Raw genomic sequence first — 20,391 nt, 5'->3', positions numbered from 1 at the left:
GTCTTAACTGCGACAGCAGCCATCACACGTCTATGCCCCCCTTGCGTTTTTGTCAAGGATGTCACATTGATTTACATATTTGTAATTTCAGGAAAGAGCCGTCGGCACGATCCGACAGGATTCAAGGGAGCGAAGTTATGGCGAAAGTGGTTGTGGTGGGCGGAGGAACGAGCGGCTTCGCCGCCGCTATTGCTGCAGCACGGGCGGGAGCAAATGTCTCGCTCCTCGAGCAATCAAGCTATCTCGGCGGCACCATGACCGGCGGCCTCGTCCCAGGAATAGTCTCCTTGAGGCACCAGCCGTGGCGGGACCAGGAAACGCTCGTCGAGATGGAAACGTCCCATGCCGGGGACCAGGTGGTGCAGGGGATCGCCCAGGAAATGATCGATCGGCTGATCGATGCCGGCGGCGCTTACGGTACCCCGGGCAAGGCGACTATCCGGGTCAGCTTCGACCCCGAGATCATGAAGGTTGTCATCGACAAGATGTGCCGTGAGGCAGGTGTTGCCATCGAATACCACACGAAGGTTACGGCAGTGCTGCGGGAAAACGGACGTGTTGCCGGCGTGAAGGCCAATTTCGGCAACGAAATCATCGCCGACTGCGTCATTGACGCTACTGGCGACGGCCATGTGGCGTGGCTTGCCGGCGCTCGCTACGAACAGGGCGAGAATGGCGACCCGACCTACGTCCAGCCGATCACGATGTATTTCCTGATGGGCGGCGTCGAACTCGACAGGACGATCGCCTATGCATGCAGCGGCCGAGAGGACTTCTCAGAGGGCTATCTGAGAAAGCTGCGCAAGCTCTACGAGGATGGCAAGCCGCTGACGATACCAGGGCTGCCGCGCCTGCGCGAGGTCGCCGCCCAAGCGGGCGACTATCCCGAGGCCTTTGGCTCGACGACACTTAACCCTCGAGCGCACAACAATATTTTGCGCCCGATCTTCCGCAACGGCAAAGTCGTCTACGACACGACCATGCACAATGTCGACATGGCCTATCGCGTCGACGCTACGGACAACAAGACACTCAGCGAGGCGATAGGCTCAATGCGAGACTTCACGCTGAAGATCGGCGAGTTCTACCGCAAATACGTCCCCGGCTATGAAAATGCCTACGTCCTGCAGATCGCCGACAACATCGGCGTGCGGGAGACCAGGCGCGTTATCGGCGAGTACATGTTGACCGGAGAGGACGTGCTCGAAGCGCGCAGCTTCCCTGACAGCATCGGCTATTGCGGCGCAACGGTCGATGTCCACAATATCGACGGTAGCGAAAACACCCGCATGACCGCGATTCGTGGAGGCAGGCTCTACCAGATACCGTTTCGGATTCTGGTCCCCGAGGAGATCGACGGCCTGCTGATCGCTGGACGGTGCGTCTCGGCGGACCGCGTGGCCTGCGGCTCCATCCGACAGCAGGCCGGATGCATTGTCACCGGCCAGGCGGCCGGCGTCGCCGCAGCTTTGGCCGCAGATCGCCGCATCGAAGCACGGCACCTGCCTATCGGCGTCATCCAGCAAGCACTAAAAGACCAGGGAGCACAGCTCTGACGCGCTTCGCCGACACGCTTTCTGCGGATCCATCGCGGCGCCTCCTCGTAGGCTTCGCGATGGAATGGACATCGCACCAGCGCGAACGCATTCAACAGGGTTGCCCCCGCGAGATCGAGCTCGTGTTTCTGGGAGCGGCTCCGACGGACCACAACGCGTTGGCGCGGCTGGATGCGGTCGTCGTCGGCACGGAGCCGGTGTCGAACACGCTCCTTGCAGCGGCACCTCGCCTGAGGCTCATTCAGCGCTGGGGCACTGGACTGGACAATGTTGACCGGGATTACGCCCGGAGCCAAGATATCGCTACCGCCGAGCTCCCTGGCGTCAACGCACGCAGCGTGTCGGAATTCATCCTGATGGTGATGCTCGCGCTGCTGCGGCAGCTGCCCGACGTGACCGTTTCGTGGTCTCGCGGCAGATGGGAGACGGGAAGGGCCGGGGCGCCGCCGCGCAGACTCCAAGGAAAAACCGTCGGGCTCATAGGCTTCGGAGCGATTGGGCGCGATGTTGCCAGACTCCTACAATCCTTCGACGTTGCAATTCTCTATCACGATGTCATCGCGGCGGATGTGGCGGGGCTTCCAGCCCGCAACGCCGCTAAGGAAGAGCTGCTCGGGAGCGCCGACATCATCAGTGTACAGCTCCCGCTGACCCCCACGACCCTTTGCGCGATCGGAGCACCGGAGATCGCCCTGATGAAGCGTTCCGCGATCCTCATCTCAGTTTCGCGGGCCGGTGTTGTCGACGAAGCGGCGACTCGCCTTGCTGTGGCGGAAGGCCGCCTCGCAGCGGCGAGCTTCGACAATTTCGCGGTCGAGCCACTGCCCGCCGATCAGATTGGATACACGCCAGGAATTCTCGCCACGCCGCATATCGGCGGGGCCGCAATCGAAGGCTTCGAGGCTCTGATTGCTGCCTGTTTCGCCAGCATCACCCGTCACTTCAGCATGTAACAGAAGCCTGCCGGAAGAGCCTATCCCGGCAGGCTGTAAGTTCAGTCAGACCTCGCTTCAAGCTGTCAGCAGCGGCACGACCCGCGCCTTCGCCTCGCTCATCGCGGCCTGCGGCTCCTTCCGGCCTAGGAGGGCGAGGCCGAGCTCCTCCATCAGCACGTTCATGGCGCGCGGGGCGTTGGCGAAGCTCGGCGTGATAAGCCGGGCCGTGCTGAGTGCCGTTTTCTCGGCGCTGGCATAGGGCAAGAGCTCCTGCACGCGTTTGTCGTTATAGGCTGAGGGCCGCACAGGGCCATTGCCATTGAGCGTGGCGAGAATGGTGCTTTCCGGAGTGCTGAGATGCCGTATGAGGCTCCAGGCAAGTTCTTTGTTCGGGGTATTGCGCGGGATCGCCATCGCCCAGACCGAAGTCTTGGCGGGGATAGGCTTTCCATCAACGCCGTCCGGTAGAGTTACGACCGGGATCTTGCCGGGAAATTTGCTCGCCTTCGAATCGTTGAACGTGGCATAGCGGCCGAAGGGGCTGTTCGTCATGGCCGCCCTGCCCTGCTGCATATGGTTGATCACGTCCTCGTTCTTGAAGTTCATGATGTTGCGAGGCATCACGTTCTTCTGGACCAGTTCGCGCAAGGCCGTGACTGCCTTCACTGCTGGGGCCTCGTCCACCACGACCTTGAGATCCGGGGTTATGAAGTCACCGCCGAACGCCCGTATCCAGTCCATGGTGCAGGAGAGATCCTCCATGCTCAGGACAAAGCCGTAGACGCGTGTTCCGTCCGGCCGCTCATAGCTCAGCTTCTCCGCCATAGCGATCAGGTCGGCTATTGTCTTGGGAGGGCCGGCGATCCCGCGTTCCGCAAGAAGCTCGCTGTTGTAATGCAAACCATGGGTCGCGTGGCGATAGGGCAACGCGGCGAGGTGTCCATCATAGCGATGCGTTGCCAACATGGCGTCGGGGATCTCGTCGAAAGCGGGGATGGGATCCCGCTCCTGCCACGTCCTGAGATCCTCGAAGAGCTGCGCGTATTGCGGGCCGACATAGCCATTCAGCACGAAGGCGATGTCGATGCTGCCCTGGCTAAGCCCAGCCTCGCGTAACGCGCGTTCGTTCGTCGCGTCCACGCCGAATGTCAGCCACTCAATACTCGCGCCGTTTTTTTCCCGCCACGGGGCGGTTATGTCCCCACCTTTGCCGGTCGTAGCCGCCGCTCTGTGCACAGCATGCGCCACGATCGTAAGCTTCTTGTCCTCCGCCCGGGCCGGCAGCGCAGCCGTCAGAGTAGCGCCAGCTATGCCGAGCACGGCATCGCGTCTTGTGAGCATTGTTCTCCTCCCGATTGTTTATCGAATGATTGGCCAGCTGTGCGGCGCCGAATGTCAGCGGTCATTCCCTGACGTCGAACTCGACAGATTCGAGGAGCGATTGGCGGTTCAGCACAACGTCCCGCGCCGCGAGGATATGCCGCTGCATCTCCGTCCGTGCCCGCGCAGGATCGGCCGCTTCTATGGCTTCGAAGATCGCCACATGCTCGCGGTGTATCCGCCACAGATGCGCCTCGGAGGTGCTGTCGTTGGAGACGACGAGGTCAAGTTTATGCCGGCCGATGAAATTCGGCATCATCTCCAACGTGCGGACATAAAACGGATTCCGCGTCGCCTGCGCAACCGCGCGGTGGAACGCGAAATTCGCGTCGGCTAGCAGCTGCAACTGGCCCTGCTTCAGCATGTCCTCCGCCCCGGCAAGTACTTTGCTGATCGCCGCAATGTCGTCAGTGGTCCGACGCTCCGCCGCGAGGCCCGCGGTGGCCGCCTCCACGTCCGTGCGATACTCGTAATAGCGCAGGAGATCCGCGAGCGTACGAATGGCAGGCAAGGCGGCCGCGCTGGGCAGCATCCCGCGGATCACGAAGGTGCCGGAGCCCTGCTGGGATCGTACGATCCCCTCTTCACGCAGCCGCGCTAAAGCCTCCCTGACAACCGGTCTGGACACGCCAAAACGCCGTGCGAGCTCGGCCTCGGGGGGTAGTTTCACCCCCTTGGGAAACTCCCCACGGCGAATGAGCCGCTCGATCTGCTCATAGACGGCGACGGCCAGACGGCCGCTGAGAGCAGCTGCGTCTCCATTTGCCTCGTCACTAGCAAGGTCTGGCACAGGATTGGCTCCATCGGCTCGGCGAAAGCCCCCACAGTCATGATGCGCGGAGCGGGAAAAATGTCAATGTTGTAAATTAATGATCAAGGATGTAATTAAGTCAGCCGTTCGTCGGGAGGAGTTGTATCTTGGATTGCCCCGTACAGGTCGATTATCTCATCGTCGGCGGCGGTTCGGCGGGATGTGTCCTGGCCAATCGGCTGTCTGCGCGCGGCTCGCTTGAGGTCTGCCTGCTTGAGGCAGGGCCCGACACCCCGCCGGAAGAGGTCCCCGACTCCATCGCCAATGAAGGCTACCTTCCGGATTACTTCCAGGATTGTCGTTATTGGACCGATTTGACGGTTTACCGCGATCCCGTCGGTAACCGTTCGGCGGCCGAGATCGCAGCGCAGATGAAGCCGGCACGCTACGAGCAGGCTCGCGTCATGGGCGGAGGTTCGAGCGTGAACGGTCAGGTCGCGCTCCGCGGCATCCCGGCTGACTATGACGAATGGGAGCGCCTCGGCGCCGAGGGCTGGGGATGGGAGGATTGCCTGCCCTATTTCCGCAAGCTCGAGCGTGACATGGATTTTGTCGGCGATCATCATGGACGTGAGGGGCCAGTTCCGATCCGCAGAACCTTCCCTAAAGACTGGGGCGGCTTTGCGCTGGCCTTTCGAACTGCCGCCGCCGAGGCGGGGCTGCCCTATCACGACGACGCTAATGCTGTGGCGGGTGATGGTTGTTTCCCTTTCCCACGCAACAACGTCTATGGCCGCCGCGTATCTGCAGCCGTTGCTTATCTGGACAATACAACACGGATGCGGCCTAACCTGCATATCGTGCCGCATGCGAAGGTTGAGCAGATCGAGTGGCAGGGCCGTCGCGCTGTCGCTGTCAGAGCTCTCGTAGCCAACAGGCCCATTCGCATCGAAGCGCGCGAGATCATTCTCAGTTCCGGCGCCATCCACTCGCCAGCCCTCTTGCTGCGTTCGGGCATTGGCCCGGCTGAACACCTCCGCGACCACGAAATTTCTGTCGTGGCGGACCGACCAGGGGTTGGCGCTAACTTGCAAGACCATCCATTGGTTGGATTAGGCGTGCATCTGAAGCCGCAGGGGCGGATGAGCTCGAAGGTCCGCAATCCATTTCTTGTCTATGCCCGTTTCAGTTCAGGCCTGGAGGGTTGCCCTTCCCAGGACATGAAGATTTCGATCGCCAACCGCTTTGATCCCAGCCCGATCGGCAGCCACTTCGCAGCGGTAAGGGTCGGACCCGACAAGGCATTCTCGCGGGGCTTTGTACGTTTGAAGGACGCACGTCCGACCGAGGAGCCTTTCGTCGCCTTCAACTTGCTTTCAGATGAGCGTGACCTTCTGCGCATGCGCGAGGGCGTGCGCTTCGTCTACAGGCTTCTGTCGACACCTGACGTGAAAGCCGTTAGCCACAGCGTCTTCGCCGGTGCTTACACGCGTTGGCTACGCGCTCTTCGCTCCGGTGGAGTGGCGAGCGACATCATCCTTGGAATTGGAGCGCAAACGCTCGACGCGGGCGAAATTCCGCGCAAAGCTATTATGAGGCTAGCATTCCCGCAGGGGAATGACATTCATGCGATGGCGCACGACGACGCACTCCTCGATACCTGGATTCGCACGACGGTCCTCGGCAATTGGCATGCCTGCGGGACCTGTCGCATGGGAAGGCTGGACGATCGCGCGGCCGTTGTCGATCCTTCCAGCAAGGTCATAGGCGTCGAAGGCCTCCACGTTGCAGACGCCTCAATCATGCCGAGCGTACCCTGTGCCAATACGAATCTATCGACAATGATGATTGGCGAAAAGGTCGCGGACGCGATCCTGGCTAGACCTCACTAACCTAATCAAGGTCTGGAGATACCGCCTGAGCTCTCAGAAAAGCCGGTACGGCCTCTGAACGCGGCCGCGCATAGCCGGAAGCTCTTTTCGGTCAGCTGGAGGGGTATGCGATGGAATCCAGATGAGCAGGGGAACAGTGCGGGCGCGAACGCATTGCCTTCTTGGGGCTAAGGACCAGGGAGAGAAGACCGTGCCGACACCCGCTGAACTGAAAACCCAATTCTGGAAGTCTCTCAAGGCAGACCGCACTGTTATGCTGGGTCTTGTCGGCTCGGAGCCGGGGCACACGCGCCCTATGACCGCACAACTGGAAGGCGACAGCGGCCCGATCTGGTTTTTTGCTGACCGGGATACGGAGTTTGTTCAAAAGCTGACGAAGGGCCAAGCTGCGTCTTTCAGCTTCAGCGCAAAAAGCCACGACCTCTTCGCTTCAGTTGAGGGTACAATTCAGATCGACCAGGATCGCGCTGTTATAGACCGTCTCTGGAACAGTTTCATAGCCGCGTGGTTCGAAGGAGGCAAAGACGACCCGCGTCTGGTACTTCTGAGGTTTGACCCAGGCGAGGCTGAGATCTGGGAAAATGCGTCCAATTTGCTGGCTGGGATCAAGGCGATGCTGGGCGTGGATCCGCAAGCCGATTACCAGGATAAAGTTGCCCAAGTGAAGCTCGGCTGAACACAAACACCCGAGGGCCAGAGGTGCCTCCAGCCTCCGGTACGATGGGCGGTGACGCGCGTCGCGGGTGAGTTGAAAGGTTCGATGAAGGCCCTACTCTGCTGCGGGACGCGATCCCCGAAAGAGCGAGCCATGCTCGCTCCTCCTCGTGCTCGCCTCGAGGCACCAACGGCGCCGCGATGGGCATCCAGCATCGGATTTCCGATGCGGTCGACGGCGCTATCCCACTTGGCCACGGGGCCGGGGTTCTCCGCATCGCACTCCATCGGTCCGGCCGGCCACATCAGACGGAAGATTGAGGCCAGTGTCGCGGCTTCGTGAGGTAAGAGTGCAACAAGCGGGGGCGTTTAGGGACGGCATCGCATCAGTGCGTGCCGTCGAGAATTGCCCCCTGACGCTGCAATCCGTCGCGCAGCGTACGAACGGGCACACCGCGGATATTGCCGGGATCGTTGAGACCAAGGCTGAGTACCGCACCGAGGCCGGCGGCCTCGCCTTGCGCCATGCAGGGGCCCATCACGCGTGCCGAGCCGTGGGCTTCCCGATCCGCCGACATGCAGCGGCCCGCCACATAGACGTTCACCAGGCCCCTTGCCACAAGCATGTCGTAGGGCATGTCGTAGGAACCGCCGTCGGACACAGGGATGCGGACCTGCTTGATGCCGTCCTGGTGAATGTCGATGTGATGGCTGCCCTTGCCGATGCCGTCGTCCCTTTTACGGGCATGGAACACGTCGTCTCGTGTAAGGACGTAGTCTCCGACAATCCTGCGAGTCTCACGGATACCGATGCGGTGGGCAAGGCCGGCGAAATAAGACTGTTCAAAGCCGGGAATGCGCTTGCGCATGAACCGGATACAACTCCACGCCTGGTCCACGAGCCCCCCGAACGCCTCCGACAGGGCCTTGGTATCGGTGGCATCGATATTGGCTATGCGCGTGGTATTCACCGATACTTCACGACGCTCATTGGACACCGGTATTATACCGATCAAAGCGGTGGGATAGAGTTCGCCGGTCGCGATACCATTCTGGATCAGCGGTCCGTTACCCTTGATGAAGACGGCGGGCTGGCCCTGTTCGTAAAGTCGCTCGGCGCAGGCGCGCGGGCTGAGTTCCGCACCCATCCATTCACTCTCGCCAACCGCGAGATTCTCGGGTTGATCGACACAGAACTTGAGCAATTTCTCGGTGTCGACTCCCCCGATCCGGAACAGCATCGTCAAGGGTTGAAATTCGCCCTCGTCATTGGAGATCATCGCTTCACCCCCGGCGAGCGTCGCAACGTCACCATCACCCGAGCAGTCGATGACGACCTTCGCATTGACGAGCGTCCGCTGCCGCTTGTTGACGACCACGACGCCGGTCACGCGCCCATCCTTGACCACAACGTCCTCGGCGAAACTGTAGAGCCACGTGTTGACGCCATAGCGCCGCACGACATTCGACACAGCGATCTTCATCATCTCGGGGTCGATACAGACATACCAGATCAGGCGCCAATCCTTGACCGGGCCGATATAGCCGCCCAGCCGCTCGTGCTCGTCCAGTATTTCCTTGAGTATGCCCCCGACGATCCATTCCCCGCGTGCGTTCAACGCGCCATCGACAGGCAATCCCGTGATCAACTCTCCACCGATCATGGAGCCCGCTTCAAGTAACAGCGTCTTCGCGCCGTTCTTGGCCGCGGATGCCGCCGCCGCGACACCGGCGCAGCCGCCGCCGATCACGACAACATCGTAGTCTTCCTGGTAAAGCTGTTGTGCCATTGTTCGACTCTTTCTGAAGTTCAATGGGATGAAATCGGCGCGCCGTGGCTGATGCAGGTCTCGCTCGCGGGATCGAAAAGATGAATTCGCCGCTGGTCCAGACGCAAATGCACCAACTCTCCCACACGCACTGAGACATGCGGCTCGCATCGGCAACCCAGCTCCTCGCCGCCAGGCAAGCGTGCGAAAACATAAAGATCAGGCCCCGCCAGCTCCGTTCCGCTCACCTCCGCGGGGATCGTTCCCTCACTGCCGGAGCCGGTAATGATCACGCACTCGGGCCGGATCCCGACCTTGACTCCGTTACGTGCCGGAGATGACGGTGCGGGGCGGTCCAGCGGAATAACGAAGCCTTCGCCAAGCAGTCGCTGGCCATCACTCGTTACAACCAGCTCAGCGTCAAAGAAATTCGTCTCGCGATCACCGACGAAATTCGCGACGAATATGTTCACCGGTCGGTTGTAGATCTCGTCCGGCGTACCCAGTTGCTGCAAGCGGCCGCGGTTGAAGATCGCAATACGATCGGACAGCGTCATCGCCTCGGACTGGTCGTGGGTGACGTAAACAATCGTCGAGCCGAGCTTGGCGTGCAGCGCCTTGAGATCACGCCGCATGCGAATGCGCAGGCGTGCGTCAAGATTAGACAAAGGTTCATCGAGGAGGAAAACCTTGGGATCCCGCACCATCGCTCGCCCAAGAGCAACGCGTTGCTGCTGCCCGCCGGAGATCTCCTTGGGATAACGCCCGAGGAGGTCGCCGATGCCGAGCGTCGCTGCGGTTGCGTTGACTTTTTTCTCGATATCAGCCTTGGAGCCAAGCCCCCGGGCTTCCAACGGAAATGCGATATTCTCGAAGATCGTGAGATGCGGATAGAGCGCGTAGTTCTGGAAAACGAGGGCGATATCGCGTTTGTCGGGCGCCACATGCGTGACATCGCGGCCACCGATGACAATGCGCCCGCCATCGACGTCCTGCAGCCCTGACAGGAGGTTGAGGGTGGTGGACTTGCCGGAACCAGAGGGACCGAGAAGCGATACGAATTCACCCGGTGCGATATCGAGATCGAGATCGGCGAGTGCGGTCACGGCGCCGTAGCGTTTGGATACAGAGCGAAAGCTGACTTCTGCCATTGCCTAACCCTTGACTCCCCCGCCCGTGAGGCCGGACATGAAATAGCGTTGCAGTACGATGAAGACGCCGATGATGGGAATGATCGAAATGATCGATGCAGCCAGCAACGGTCCCCATTCGCGACCGTAAAAGCCAAGATAGAAGTAGATGGCGACCGGCAACGTCCTGGCCTGCTCGGACGACGTCATAGTCACCGCCACGACGAAGTCATTCCAGGAAAACACGAGCACGAAGAGTGCGGCGGCGACGAGCCCCGGCCGGGACAGCGGGAGAACGACCTTGCGTAACGTGCGGTAGGGTGAGCAGCCGTCAATCCGCGCAGCCTGCTCAATCTCAACAGGAAGCGACAAAAAGTATCCATACAGCATCCATATCACGATTGGAAGCTGATATGCCGCGTAAAGAAGTATAAGGCCTAGCCGCGTATCGATCAACCCGATGGTGCTGAGCGTCGTGAACGTCGGCACCAGGAGCGACGCAATCGGTATGCTCATGATGGCGACAGTCATCACCATCATCACCCCGCGGCCGCGAAAAGTGAAACGGGCCAAGGCATAGCCGCCCAGCGCCCCGACAATGAGGCACAGCGCGACCGCACCGGTCGAGACAAGAGCGCTGTTGAAGATGTAATGGCCGACGTTGTCGTTGAAGACGCGCAGGTAATGCTCGAAAGTCACCGCGCGCGGAAGGAGGCTCGGCGGATATTCGGCAATCTGCGCGGACGGCTTGAGAGACGAGGACAGCCCCCACAGGATCGGGAACAGCGCGATGATGGCGATTGCGCCGTTCACGGCGAGGCGGCCAAGCCGCCGCGCCATGACACGCCTGCGCCAGGCAGTGCTCGCGGGGGCTTCAGGAACAAAGGACATGACTCGAGCTCCCTAGAGGCGTTTTGCCTGCCGGAAGAGGAGGAGGAGAACGGCAACCAGAATGATGTTGCCGGCGAAGATGAGCACAGCGAGCGCGTTGGCCTGCCCGAGAACGTTGTCCTGGAAGCCAAGCCGAAACATGCGTAGCACCACCGTTTCTGTTGCGTTTGCGGGGCCACCGCCTGTTAAGATGAGCGGAAAGGTCAACGTATTGATGAAATGAATAAACAGCCGAACTAGCGTGATGAGTATGGGGATGCGCAGAAGCGGCAGTGTGATACGTCGGAATATATAGAATGGACTAGCACCATCGACCCGCGCGGCCTGAAAAATCTGCACCGGCAGACTCTTCAGTCCCGCAAGAAGCATGATCATCGCAAAAGCGCTGTCACGCCACATGGCGTTGTAGACGAGCGCCGCCATTGCCGTTTTCGGATCGGACAGGATGCTTACGTTCCCGTAGCCGAATGGTCCGAGCAGCAACGGCGTTAGCCCCGATTCCTGCGCAAAGATCCATTTCAGCAGCATCGATCCAACCAGCATCGCGATCATGTAAGGCACGAGCACGATCGCGCGCATGGCGACATGCCCGGCCGTATCCCGCTGCAGCCATACCGCCAGGCCGAAGCCGATGGCGAAGGTCAGGACCAGCGCCGCTACCGAGAAAATCACGGTGACCACAAGACTGTTGACCACCAGCGGTGAGGTGATGATCGACCAGTAATTGTCGAGCCAGACGAAGCTGCGCATCCGAAAAAAACGAACGTTATGCAGGCTATACCAGAACCCGATGGCCAGCGGAGCGAGGACGAAGGCCCCCTCGAGCAGGAGCGCCGGGACAAGCATCTGGTAGGCCACGGGCCAATCGGCGCGTCGCATGAAATACCTCTGGACTTGAATATCATAATACGGGCGCGACATCAGCCGTCGTCGCCCGTGCTCCGCGCCGCTTTACTGGCGGTCTTGCGTGGCCCTGGCCGCCTGTTCCACGGCACCCGTCACGCTTTCCTTCCCCAGCACGACCTGCTGGGTCGCCAAGTTGAAATCGGCGAAAGTCCGCGCCCAATTGCACAAGCCCGGTGGGAACTCGCCTGCGGTTGCCATAAAGCTCGCCACATCCTTCAACGGCGCATTTCTGGCCTCATTCATCTCAGGCCGCGTCGCCACGGACTTCATCATCGGCACCTGTCCACCGGGGATGTTCCAGAGCGCCATCGCGGCTGGGCTGGTCATGAAGTCAACGAACTTCGCCGCGATCTCCACATGGGGCGACTTGTTGGACACGACGGCGAACCAGCCACTGACCAGCATGGGGCCCGGCTTGTCCTTGGTCCAGCCGGGAATCGGTGCCTGCCCAAGATCGTTCTTGTCCCATCCCGCCGCGTTCCTTTGAATTTGCTCGAAGCGACTGTTTGCCACGACAGCCATGGCATAGCGGCCCGCCGAGAATTGGTCGATGGCATCGTCCGAGGTCATCGAGAGCGCTTCGCGCGGGACGACTTTGTGATCGTTGATCCAGCTTGCCTGAAGGGCGACCGCCTGTTCCGAGCCCTTCCCCACGATATTGGCCTTGCAGTCCTTGCCGAAGAACCCGCCTTGGCCTTCATAGGCGGCAAGCGGAGCCGGCGTCGCCGAGAAGCGCTCCTGCGCAAGCCCGAGACCTATACCCCATGTATCCGGGACCCCGTCGTCATTAGTATCTTTCGTCAACTTCTTGGCGGCCTCGGTTACTCCCTCCCAGGTCGCGATGGATTTGACGTCAATACCTGCTTTGGCGAACAGATCCTTGCGGTACATCATCACCCAGGTCGTGGCCATGATGGGTACGGCCAACACTTGTCCATCCACCGTCACAGCGTCAAAGGCTTTTGGCATGACCAAGTCGTTCTTGCGCTCGGGAGACCATTTCGCGAGCACGCGTTTACTCAGGTCGGCGGCCACATCGGAGCTCAAGACAAGCCCAAGATTTTCCGCATTGACCCAGCTGATGTCCGGTGCCTGGCCAGAGTTGTTTGCGAGAACGAACTTTTCGGCCAGCGTCGTCCAGACCTGCGGCTCGACCTTGATCTTGATGCCCGGATTGGCTTTCTCGAACTCCTCGATAATCGTCTTCAACGCCTGCTCCCGGCCACCCTGCTTCCCGGGATCCAGGAATGTCCACATGCGCAGCGTCGTATCCGCGGCCGCGGTGGACAAAGCACCCGCGAAGTACATGCAGGCGATCCCAGATAAGATGATTACACGTTTCATTTTCGCGCCCCTCCGGCTTTTATTATGATATAAAGCGAATTATACCTTCCGATCAAAGTACATCTCGTCAAGCCGCGTGAAATGAGCCTCGACCGCGCGTCTGGCAGCAGTGGCATCATGGCGCTTCAGGCAGTCGATCAGGTCGCGGCGGAACTTGAGGCCGAGTTCGTAGCTTTCCCTGTTCTCAACACGCTCGCGAAGAATGCTCCACATCGGCTCCTGACGTAAACGCCACAGCTCGCGAACCGCGCTCGCCAGAATGGAGTTTCGTGACGCTTCGGCAACCAGGAGATGGAAAGCCTGATGTTCAGCTGACGGATTGCGCCCAGCGCGAATTATCCGCGCCATCCTGCGTAGGGAGGCCTCGAGCGCGCTAATCTGCTCCGGAGTGGCGTAAGATGCGGCGAGTTCGGCACAGGCCGGCTCGATTGCCCGGCGCGCCTCAAATTGCTCAAGGGTGCCGGGGCCAAGGTCCATCTCGCCTGTAAAGGAAAAAATTCCAACGGACGATTGCGCCGTGCGGACGAAAGTACCGCCACCGCCGCGAACTTCAATCAGTCCAGCGGTTTCCAGGGCAATCAGCGCCTCTCGCAGAGACGGTCGGCTGACGCCGAGTGTCTCCGCCAGCTCACGCTCCCCCGGCAACCGTGATCCTGCGGCCAACTCCTCCGTGCGGATCATCTGCTCGATCTGGCTGGCGATCTGCTCATAGAGACGCTTCGGTCTGACGAGTTTGACAGCCTCAAATGGACCTCTCGCCACTTCAACCTCCCCACGACCAGGCTTCAGCCTCGCGATCGGTTCACGTCGCGGACACCCGGCTCCTTATGTTTGCCAGATGTGTTGATCTCTTCTACTGGCAAGCCGGACAGCTTGTCAACCGGTAAGACCAGTTTGCCTGTGGAGTTTGCTCAGCGCGCCGGGTGGCGGAGCTAAGGCTCCGCAACCGGAAGCGGGGACTATAGGCGGTTATTCATGGTCCCGTAGCGCCACGCCGCCAGTAGGCGACCACGAGATGATCCTCCTTGCGCAGCCCGCGCTCTCCCCGCAGATGCGTCCTGATTGATCGGAACGCGTCGAACTCGCATCCAACCCAGACATAGACGCGACTGCCGTTTGAGGGAAACTCTGCAGCCATCACCGCATCTATCAGCAGCGACGTGGTGCCCGCCACAGCGCCACGGCGGAAAAGCCATGAGACATGGATCTGTGTCCTGTTTTCCAGCGGCTGAATTTCTCGCTCATCGTCAACCTCAATGAAGGCAAAGCCTCTCGCGGTCGGCGGCAAGTGCGCCAGCATACGCGCCATGGCAGGCAGCGCGGTCTCGTCCCCCGCAAAAAGGTACCAATCAGCTGCGACCAGACCACCGCCGCCAGGACCGATCGTGCCGATCTCCTGCCCAACCACAGCGTGTTCGGCCAATGCTGCCCCTGGCCCGGCATCAGCATGCAGGACAAAATCAACGGCAATTGTCCCTGCTGCCAAGTCAACGTTGCGAATGGTGTATTTGCGAAGAGCCGGCCGCAGACCAGGATCTGGCCAAGCGATCAGCCCATCCGGCCCAACGCTTGGCCATTGTGGCTCAGATAGCTCGGGACGCTGCAAAAGAATGTTGACATGCAGCGCGTCCAAGGGTGCAAAGCGCGCAACATCATCGCCAGCGAGCGTGAGACGCCGCATATGGGGCGTCAGATCCCTGATAGCGCGCAGGCGCAGGATCTGGAAATTCGGAGGGCGCGTGAGATCCTGAGCGTCGCCGGTCCAGCGGATCGGTGCGACGTTTCCCCCAGCAAACTCTTTGAGATGGGCAGCGACCGTCATCCGAAGAAAATACAGTCCTTCCAGACTTGGTGCCGAGAGGTCGACCACGGTGGCGCGACCTTGCCGCGAGAACCGAGCACAAGCGCCGCGGAACTTCAGGATGCGCTCCTCGCCTAGTGCTTCGACCTGCGCATCGTGTTCCACCATGTGGGCACAGAGCTCGGCAATAACGATGCGTGCCTCGGCGAGCTCAATATGCGTCTGGGCGTGAAACGATGTCGGCGAAGTCATGTCTTGGCAGCCAAAGTTCGAAGCGGACGCGTGCTTTTGGATACGGGCGAAAAGCGCGGCCTGTCCCGGTTGCCCGGTGTTTAAGCGGGCAAGGGAAACGTGGCTGTCGGGTCGTCGGGACAATCACCGCGCCAGCCACACACGGGGTGCGGCGATGATCTAGGGCGTTGTAGGTGGATCGGCGAGCAGACCAACCCACAAAGCCCCCTGCAACGGCACGGCCATGAAACGGCGATTGATCTCGTCCAGCGTCTTCCGCGGATCGACGTCCCCAAAAACCTCGGGATGCGACCACTTCGCGAAGAGTTCAAAGACGACCACGTTCAGGGCCGAGATCGCAAGCTGATGCGAAATCGCGAAGGCTCTTCCCCGCCGCACCGCCGGTAGAACGCTGCGCATTGAACCCGTGACGACCTTCTGGAAGGACGCGCGTGCTGCCTCGGGTCCAATTCCGCTGCCGAGCACCAATCCACCCTGGGCCGCGAGATGAGGCCCGCCGGTCGCGATATACACATCCGGGTCCTCAGCCAGCACGAACTCGGGGCTAAGAACCCCATCATAGCCCGCGACTTGGCCCGCCCCAATGTTGCGTGCGCCCGCCAGCTCAAGCATTTGTGTCATGCGATTGCCGGCGCCAGGCGTGGCACAACACACCTCGGTGGCGTGGGCGTCGACGAGGACGCCGGGCCGCTTCGTGACCCCGGCAAGCCGCTCCGCGACACGGGCATAACGAGACCGCACCAGAGCTGCATAGGCCTTGGCATTGTCTTCTTGCCCTATTGCCCTGCCGAGCAGCTCAATCGAAAACGCTGTCGCCTCCCCAATCGGCCGATCGGCATTAGCGGGACCGTCGAGAAAGAGCACCGGTATGCCGGCCGTCTCGACAAGCTCGGCAACGGCTGTCCAGTCCGGCTGCCATAGATTGATGAGGAAGAGATCCGGCTTGGCGCTGATGATGCCTTCAACCGACGTGTTGGACGGGGAGACCCCGCCCACCACAGGAATCGCATCGACCGCCGGAAAGCGCTGCCGAAATGTTTCAAGTATTCCCTCGCCTATGCGCCGAGGGCCAGCCCACCCTGCCAACCTGCTCACGGGGTCTGGATCGATCAGGGCCAGCGATAGGAGGATGAGGCTTTCATTGGTGACAATACGTTGTGCAGGAGCCTTCAGCCGCACGGTTCGCCCTGCGGCGTCTTGCAAGACCAAATTGGCCTTCGCATCAGCAGCGCCCGCGAGCGCACCGGCAGCAAAACACAGCCAAACGAGCGCACGCAACCACCGATAAGCCGTTCCCCTAGAGTACTCTGGCTTCAGTCTCAAGAACGTTACCATGTATATTTCAACGCCGCTGTGATGGCGCGCCCAGCGCCGTAGTTGCAACTGCCACCTGTCGCGTTCAGGCAGTGGGAAAGGTATGTCTTGTCAAACAGATTGGTGACATTGACGCGTAGGCTCGTACCTTTGAACTGGTTGCCGAGCGCCCCGAAGTCATATTCCGCGCCGAGATCAACGAGCGCGCGTCCTGGAATCCTGAGTTGTGGCAAATAGGTGCTGTCCGTCTGGTAAGATGAAAGGCCGCGAATGCCGGCGTTCAGCGCCAAGCCTGGGATGGAACCAGGCCTGTACTGCGCCCAGAGGCTCGCCTGATGCTTCGGCAGTCTTAGCATTTCCTGCCCCAGTTCGACGGCGCGTGTGGATTTCACGATTTCCGAGTCGGAATAGGCATAGGCCGCGAGAACATCCACTTCCGACGTGAGCTGATATTTGCCCTCCACTTCGACGCCGCGGACCCTCTGTTGGCCACCTTGCACCGAGAACAACGTGTTGTCCGGGTCCGGCGTCAGCGCATTGTCGAGGGTGAGATTATAGAGCGAGACCGTGATGAGACCCTTCGAGCCAGGTGGCTCGTATTTAACGCCGACCTCGTATTGCTGGGCATATTGGGCCTTGAATGGCATGCCGAAGCGGTCCGTGCCGAGCGTCGGCAGGAACGAGGTGGCGAAGCTGGCATAGGGCGCGATGCCATTGTCAAAGAGATAGGTGAGGCCGACACGCCCCGTCAGCTTTTGATCCTTGGTCGTGACAGTGGGGGAGGCCGCGACGAGCCGGTTGACGCTGTCCATCTCGGAGAAATCATAGCGCAGCCCGAATGTACCGATCCAGCCGCCGTAACGGATCTGGTCTTGCGCATAGACGCCGAGTTGCTCCTGGGTCTGCAGGGCGGAACGCTGATACGCCGGAATCGGAATGATGCTGCCACCATAGATCGGGTTGAGGATATCGAGCGGCGGCACATATTGGGCTTGGGTCGTATTGCCGAAATTCGTGCTGGATTTGCTCCGAAGATAGTCGAAGCCGACGAGGGCCGTATGCTGGAACGCGCCCGTCCTGAACGTCGCCTGGAGCTGGCTGTCGATATTCAGCGTCGTCAGCCAGTCATCGGATACGGCAGACGCGCGATTGAGCGTATGCCCGTCCGATTGATAGGCGAAGGCCGGATTGACGAGGACAAGAAACATGTCCTGGCTTGAGCGGCCGTAGCGGAAGTTCTGGCGAAACGTCCACGTCTCGTTGAAGGCGTGGGAGAATTCGTAGCCGGCCGCATAAAAGTCCCGCGAGAAATTCTTTGCTCCGGGATCGCCGAGAAAGAGATCGCGCGAGATCTGGCCCCACTGGTTCGGCAGCAATGTGCCCACGGCTGGATAGAACCGCGGGTTGAAATTAGGGCGGTCGCGCTGGAGATAGCCGTAGAGCGTGAGAGATGTCGCGTCGGTCGGCGCCCATGTCAGGCTCGGAGCCAGCATGAACTGCTTGTCCCGCTCCATATCGATCTGCGTGTTCATGTTGCGGGCCTGGCCGATAAGCCGATACTGCAGCGTGCCATCCGTCGTCACCGGCCCGGTGAAGTCGAATGAGGCCTGCGCACCGCCGAAGCCCGAAGCCGTAAACATGACCTCCCGGTGCGGCGTGGCCTGCGGGCGCTTGCTGACCTGATTGACAAGCCCGCCCGGGATAGCCCTGCCATAGAGGACCGATGCGGGCCCCTTAATCACCTCGATGCGCTCCAGCGCATAGGGATTGACGCTCGGCGTCGCGTAATTGTTGGGATCACCGGGGAGCACCAGGCCGTCGAGCCACATCGTGCCATAGGTGTTGAATCCGCGGATGTAGATCCAGTCGTAGCGGATGTCGTAGCCGTTGGATTCAGAGAGGACGCCGGGCGTATAGCGAAGCGCCTGCGATACGGTTTCGGCGCCCTGGGCGTCCATCTGCTTACGGCTAACGACGCTGACCGCCTGGGGGATTTCGATAAGCGGCGTGTCGGTCTTGGAGGCGCTTCTGTTCCGCAAGGCAACGATGCCGTTGTCAGAGCCAAGTCTTGTACCTTCCACGATGAGCGGATCAAGCTCAATGTAGCCCGGCGTCGCGTCCTGCGCCCAGGCAGGTTGACGAGGAGCAACCGTCGCAGCGCCAAGAACAGTTGTTGTCAGCAGGAGGAAGCGGGTTTTGGCAGCGAACAGGCTTGTAAGGTGGGAGCGCGTGAGCGTACCTTTAAAATATTCAAAAGAAAGAAAGCGCTTCTGCAAAATACCAAAACTCCACACAATCGCTCTCCAGCCTGTTTAGACGAATTCAAATATTGACCAGAAGGGCCAACCAGAGATATTTTTAGATTGCGGGTTGCGGTCACCACAATGTCCTAGCCTTTGTCTGCGAAATATATATCTTTGCGCGCCAATGAAACCTCTCTCGGTCCTCACCGCCTCCCATGGCTCCGGGTATGATCCTGCCGGATGGCTGTGCCCTCCGCGGCGGGATCACCTGCAATGACGGCGCGCGTGGGCGGTTGTGCCGGCCAGCAGACACAGGACCGCCTCAAGCGGCTGCGTGTCTGCGACTTCCTGGAGCGGGGCCAAATAACACTCGACAGTCCCGACGACGGACTATCGCCGGAAGACACCCTGCTCGCGGGTGAGTTTCTGCACGAGGAGTTGCGGCGCGGGCTCACTCTGCATGTCAGTGATGTTTTCGAGGAGCACGCATTTACAGCGACGTCTTGGGTGCGAGAGGGCCTGTCTTGCATCTTCTTTCTGGATGGCGAGGTTGATCTGCGCATCGGTGACCGCCCCTTCACGTTCCGGGGAGGCCCCGGGGGCTTGATCAACGGGGCGGCCATTATGAACACTCGGCCCGAGAATTTCGCGCGCCACTCACGGAGCCCGCAACGTCTTCGCCACGTCGTGGTGTCTGCCTCGCCTGAATGGCTCAATCTCGACGCGTTGACGGCCACGAGCGACAGCCGCAACGTGGCTCGCCTTTTCAACGACCATTTGACGGACCATCGCTGGTCGCCGCCGCCCCGGGTGGCGGAGCTTGTTCGCCAACTCATTTCGCCGTCAGTGTTCCTGCCCGAACTGCGCAACCTCTATCTTGAGGGACGCGCCGTGGAGATCGTCGGAGAAACATTGGCGGCGGTCATGCACAGCGAGACTCGCATCGACGATAGCGACATTCTGACACGCAAGGACAAGCTGCATTTGGCCCGGGCGAAGGAGTTCATCGGCGCAAATCTCGCCGCATCCTTGAGTGTCGATGTGATTGCCAGGGAAGCCGGAATCAATGCCGGCGGCTTGCAACGGCTGTTCCGCCGCTCAGAAGGCCAGAGCTTGTTCGAATATGTGCGGACTAGGCGTCTGGAGCGGGCTTTCGCGGTCCTCTCTGCCGGTGAGTGCACCGTGCATGACGCGAGCCTGCTGGCGGGCTATTCCAGTCCGGCCAATTTCGCGACGGCCTTTCGCCGTCAATTCGGTATGGCTCCGCGCGATGCCATGAGTGGTCGCGCGCGCTGAGACTTTGCACCCACGGCGTGGCGGCCCATTCTTGAAAGTTGCCTCTTATCGGGAGATCGCTATTCGCAATCTCCTTGCTTCCGAAGGCAGGCATGCGCCGCCGAACTTCTCCGTCTTTGCTTGGGATGGATTTTTGTCGAACGCCTCGACATTCTCGCTGGCCGGCTAGTATCGCCATCGCACAATGGGCCTCCATGGACAGGCAGCCGCCCTGCCCCTATCCCACCTCTGAGATAAGCCATCGTTACGTGTGGCGGCCTGCGACAATTTCATACAG

Annotated in this window: 16 protein-coding genes; 5 read left to right on the top strand and 11 right to left on the bottom strand. The window is 60.5% G+C overall.

Annotated elements, in window-relative coordinates; translation table 11 throughout:
• The first annotated feature begins 137 nt into the window (after positions 1-137).
• Both KIO76_RS25320 and KIO76_RS25315 read left to right on the top strand, forming a co-directional pair.
• Complete coding sequence (locus KIO76_RS25320) at positions 138-1,556, top strand: FAD-dependent oxidoreductase (protein WP_213326342.1); 1,419 nt, start codon at positions 138-140, stop codon at positions 1,554-1,556.
• A gap of 59 nt (positions 1,557-1,615) precedes the next feature.
• The gene (locus KIO76_RS25315; RefSeq protein WP_213326341.1) at positions 1,616-2,509 is read left to right on the top strand and encodes an NAD(P)-dependent oxidoreductase; all 894 of its coding nucleotides are present in this window, start codon (positions 1,616-1,618) and stop codon (positions 2,507-2,509) included.
• A 57-nt stretch (positions 2,510-2,566) separates the two neighbouring features.
• On the opposite strand, the gene KIO76_RS25310 is transcribed toward KIO76_RS25315, so the two are convergent.
• Both KIO76_RS25310 and KIO76_RS25305 read right to left on the bottom strand, forming a co-directional pair.
• Entirely contained in the window at positions 2,567-3,832 is a 1,266-nt protein-coding gene (locus KIO76_RS25310; RefSeq protein WP_213326340.1) for an ABC transporter substrate-binding protein, read from the bottom strand.
• Between the two features lie 61 nt (positions 3,833-3,893).
• Positions 3,894-4,661 (bottom strand): FadR/GntR family transcriptional regulator, encoded by a 768-nt coding sequence (locus KIO76_RS25305; RefSeq protein ID WP_213326339.1) that lies wholly within the window; start codon positions 4,659-4,661, stop codon positions 3,894-3,896.
• A 128-nt stretch (positions 4,662-4,789) separates the two neighbouring features.
• Here KIO76_RS25305 and KIO76_RS25300 point away from each other — a divergent pair, with 128 nt between their 5' ends.
• Both KIO76_RS25300 and KIO76_RS25295 read left to right on the top strand, forming a co-directional pair.
• Positions 4,790-6,514 carry a GMC family oxidoreductase gene (locus KIO76_RS25300; RefSeq protein WP_213326338.1) on the top strand — a complete coding sequence of 575 codons (1,725 nt, stop codon included), beginning with the start codon at positions 4,790-4,792 and terminating at the stop codon, positions 6,512-6,514.
• A gap of 190 nt (positions 6,515-6,704) precedes the next feature.
• Positions 6,705-7,190: a pyridoxamine 5'-phosphate oxidase family protein gene (locus KIO76_RS25295; protein ID WP_213326337.1), complete on the top strand. Its 486-nt coding sequence runs from the start codon at positions 6,705-6,707 to the stop codon at positions 7,188-7,190.
• Positions 7,191-7,554: 364 nt separating this feature from the next.
• On the opposite strand, the gene KIO76_RS25290 is transcribed toward KIO76_RS25295, so the two are convergent.
• The 9 genes from KIO76_RS25290 to KIO76_RS25250 form a co-directional block, all read right to left on the bottom strand.
• Positions 7,555-8,958 carry an FAD-dependent oxidoreductase gene (locus KIO76_RS25290; RefSeq protein ID WP_213326336.1) on the bottom strand — a complete coding sequence of 468 codons (1,404 nt, stop codon included), beginning with the start codon at positions 8,956-8,958 and terminating at the stop codon, positions 7,555-7,557.
• 20 nt (positions 8,959-8,978) lie between these two features.
• A complete protein-coding gene (locus tag KIO76_RS25285; RefSeq protein ID WP_213326335.1) occupies positions 8,979-10,088 on the bottom strand; it encodes an ABC transporter ATP-binding protein in 1,110 nt (369 codons plus the stop codon).
• A gap of 3 nt (positions 10,089-10,091) precedes the next feature.
• Positions 10,092-10,958: a carbohydrate ABC transporter permease gene (locus KIO76_RS25280; RefSeq protein WP_213326334.1), complete on the bottom strand. Its 867-nt coding sequence runs from the start codon at positions 10,956-10,958 to the stop codon at positions 10,092-10,094.
• A 12-nt stretch (positions 10,959-10,970) separates the two neighbouring features.
• Positions 10,971-11,837: a carbohydrate ABC transporter permease gene (locus tag KIO76_RS25275; RefSeq protein WP_213326333.1), complete on the bottom strand. Its 867-nt coding sequence runs from the start codon at positions 11,835-11,837 to the stop codon at positions 10,971-10,973.
• A gap of 72 nt (positions 11,838-11,909) precedes the next feature.
• Positions 11,910-13,208, bottom strand: coding sequence for an ABC transporter substrate-binding protein (locus tag KIO76_RS25270; protein ID WP_213326332.1), 1,299 nt, complete (start codon positions 13,206-13,208; stop codon positions 11,910-11,912).
• A gap of 39 nt (positions 13,209-13,247) precedes the next feature.
• Positions 13,248-13,970 (bottom strand): FadR/GntR family transcriptional regulator, encoded by a 723-nt coding sequence (locus KIO76_RS25265; protein WP_213326331.1) that lies wholly within the window; start codon positions 13,968-13,970, stop codon positions 13,248-13,250.
• Positions 13,971-14,181: 211 nt separating this feature from the next.
• Positions 14,182-15,261 (bottom strand): siderophore-interacting protein, encoded by a 1,080-nt coding sequence (locus tag KIO76_RS25260; RefSeq protein ID WP_213326330.1) that lies wholly within the window; start codon positions 15,259-15,261, stop codon positions 14,182-14,184.
• Positions 15,262-15,420: 159 nt separating this feature from the next.
• Positions 15,421-16,539 carry an ABC transporter substrate-binding protein gene (locus KIO76_RS25255; RefSeq protein WP_213326329.1) on the bottom strand — a complete coding sequence of 373 codons (1,119 nt, stop codon included), beginning with the start codon at positions 16,537-16,539 and terminating at the stop codon, positions 15,421-15,423.
• A 50-nt stretch (positions 16,540-16,589) separates the two neighbouring features.
• Positions 16,590-18,851, bottom strand: a complete 2,262-nt coding sequence (locus KIO76_RS25250) for a TonB-dependent siderophore receptor (RefSeq protein ID WP_249730037.1) — start codon at positions 18,849-18,851, stop codon at positions 16,590-16,592.
• Between the two features lie 240 nt (positions 18,852-19,091).
• Between KIO76_RS25250 and KIO76_RS25245 the strand changes: the two genes are divergently transcribed.
• The gene (locus tag KIO76_RS25245; protein ID WP_213326328.1) at positions 19,092-20,114 is read left to right on the top strand and encodes a helix-turn-helix transcriptional regulator; all 1,023 of its coding nucleotides are present in this window, start codon (positions 19,092-19,094) and stop codon (positions 20,112-20,114) included.
• The last annotated feature ends 277 nt before the right edge of the window (positions 20,115-20,391 follow it).

This window comes from Chelatococcus sp. YT9 (assembly GCF_018398315.1).
Lineage (GTDB): Bacteria > Pseudomonadota > Alphaproteobacteria > Rhizobiales > Beijerinckiaceae > Chelatococcus.
The sequence above is the reverse complement of the archived record's forward strand: the minus strand, read 5'-3'. Positions and strand labels throughout refer to the sequence as shown.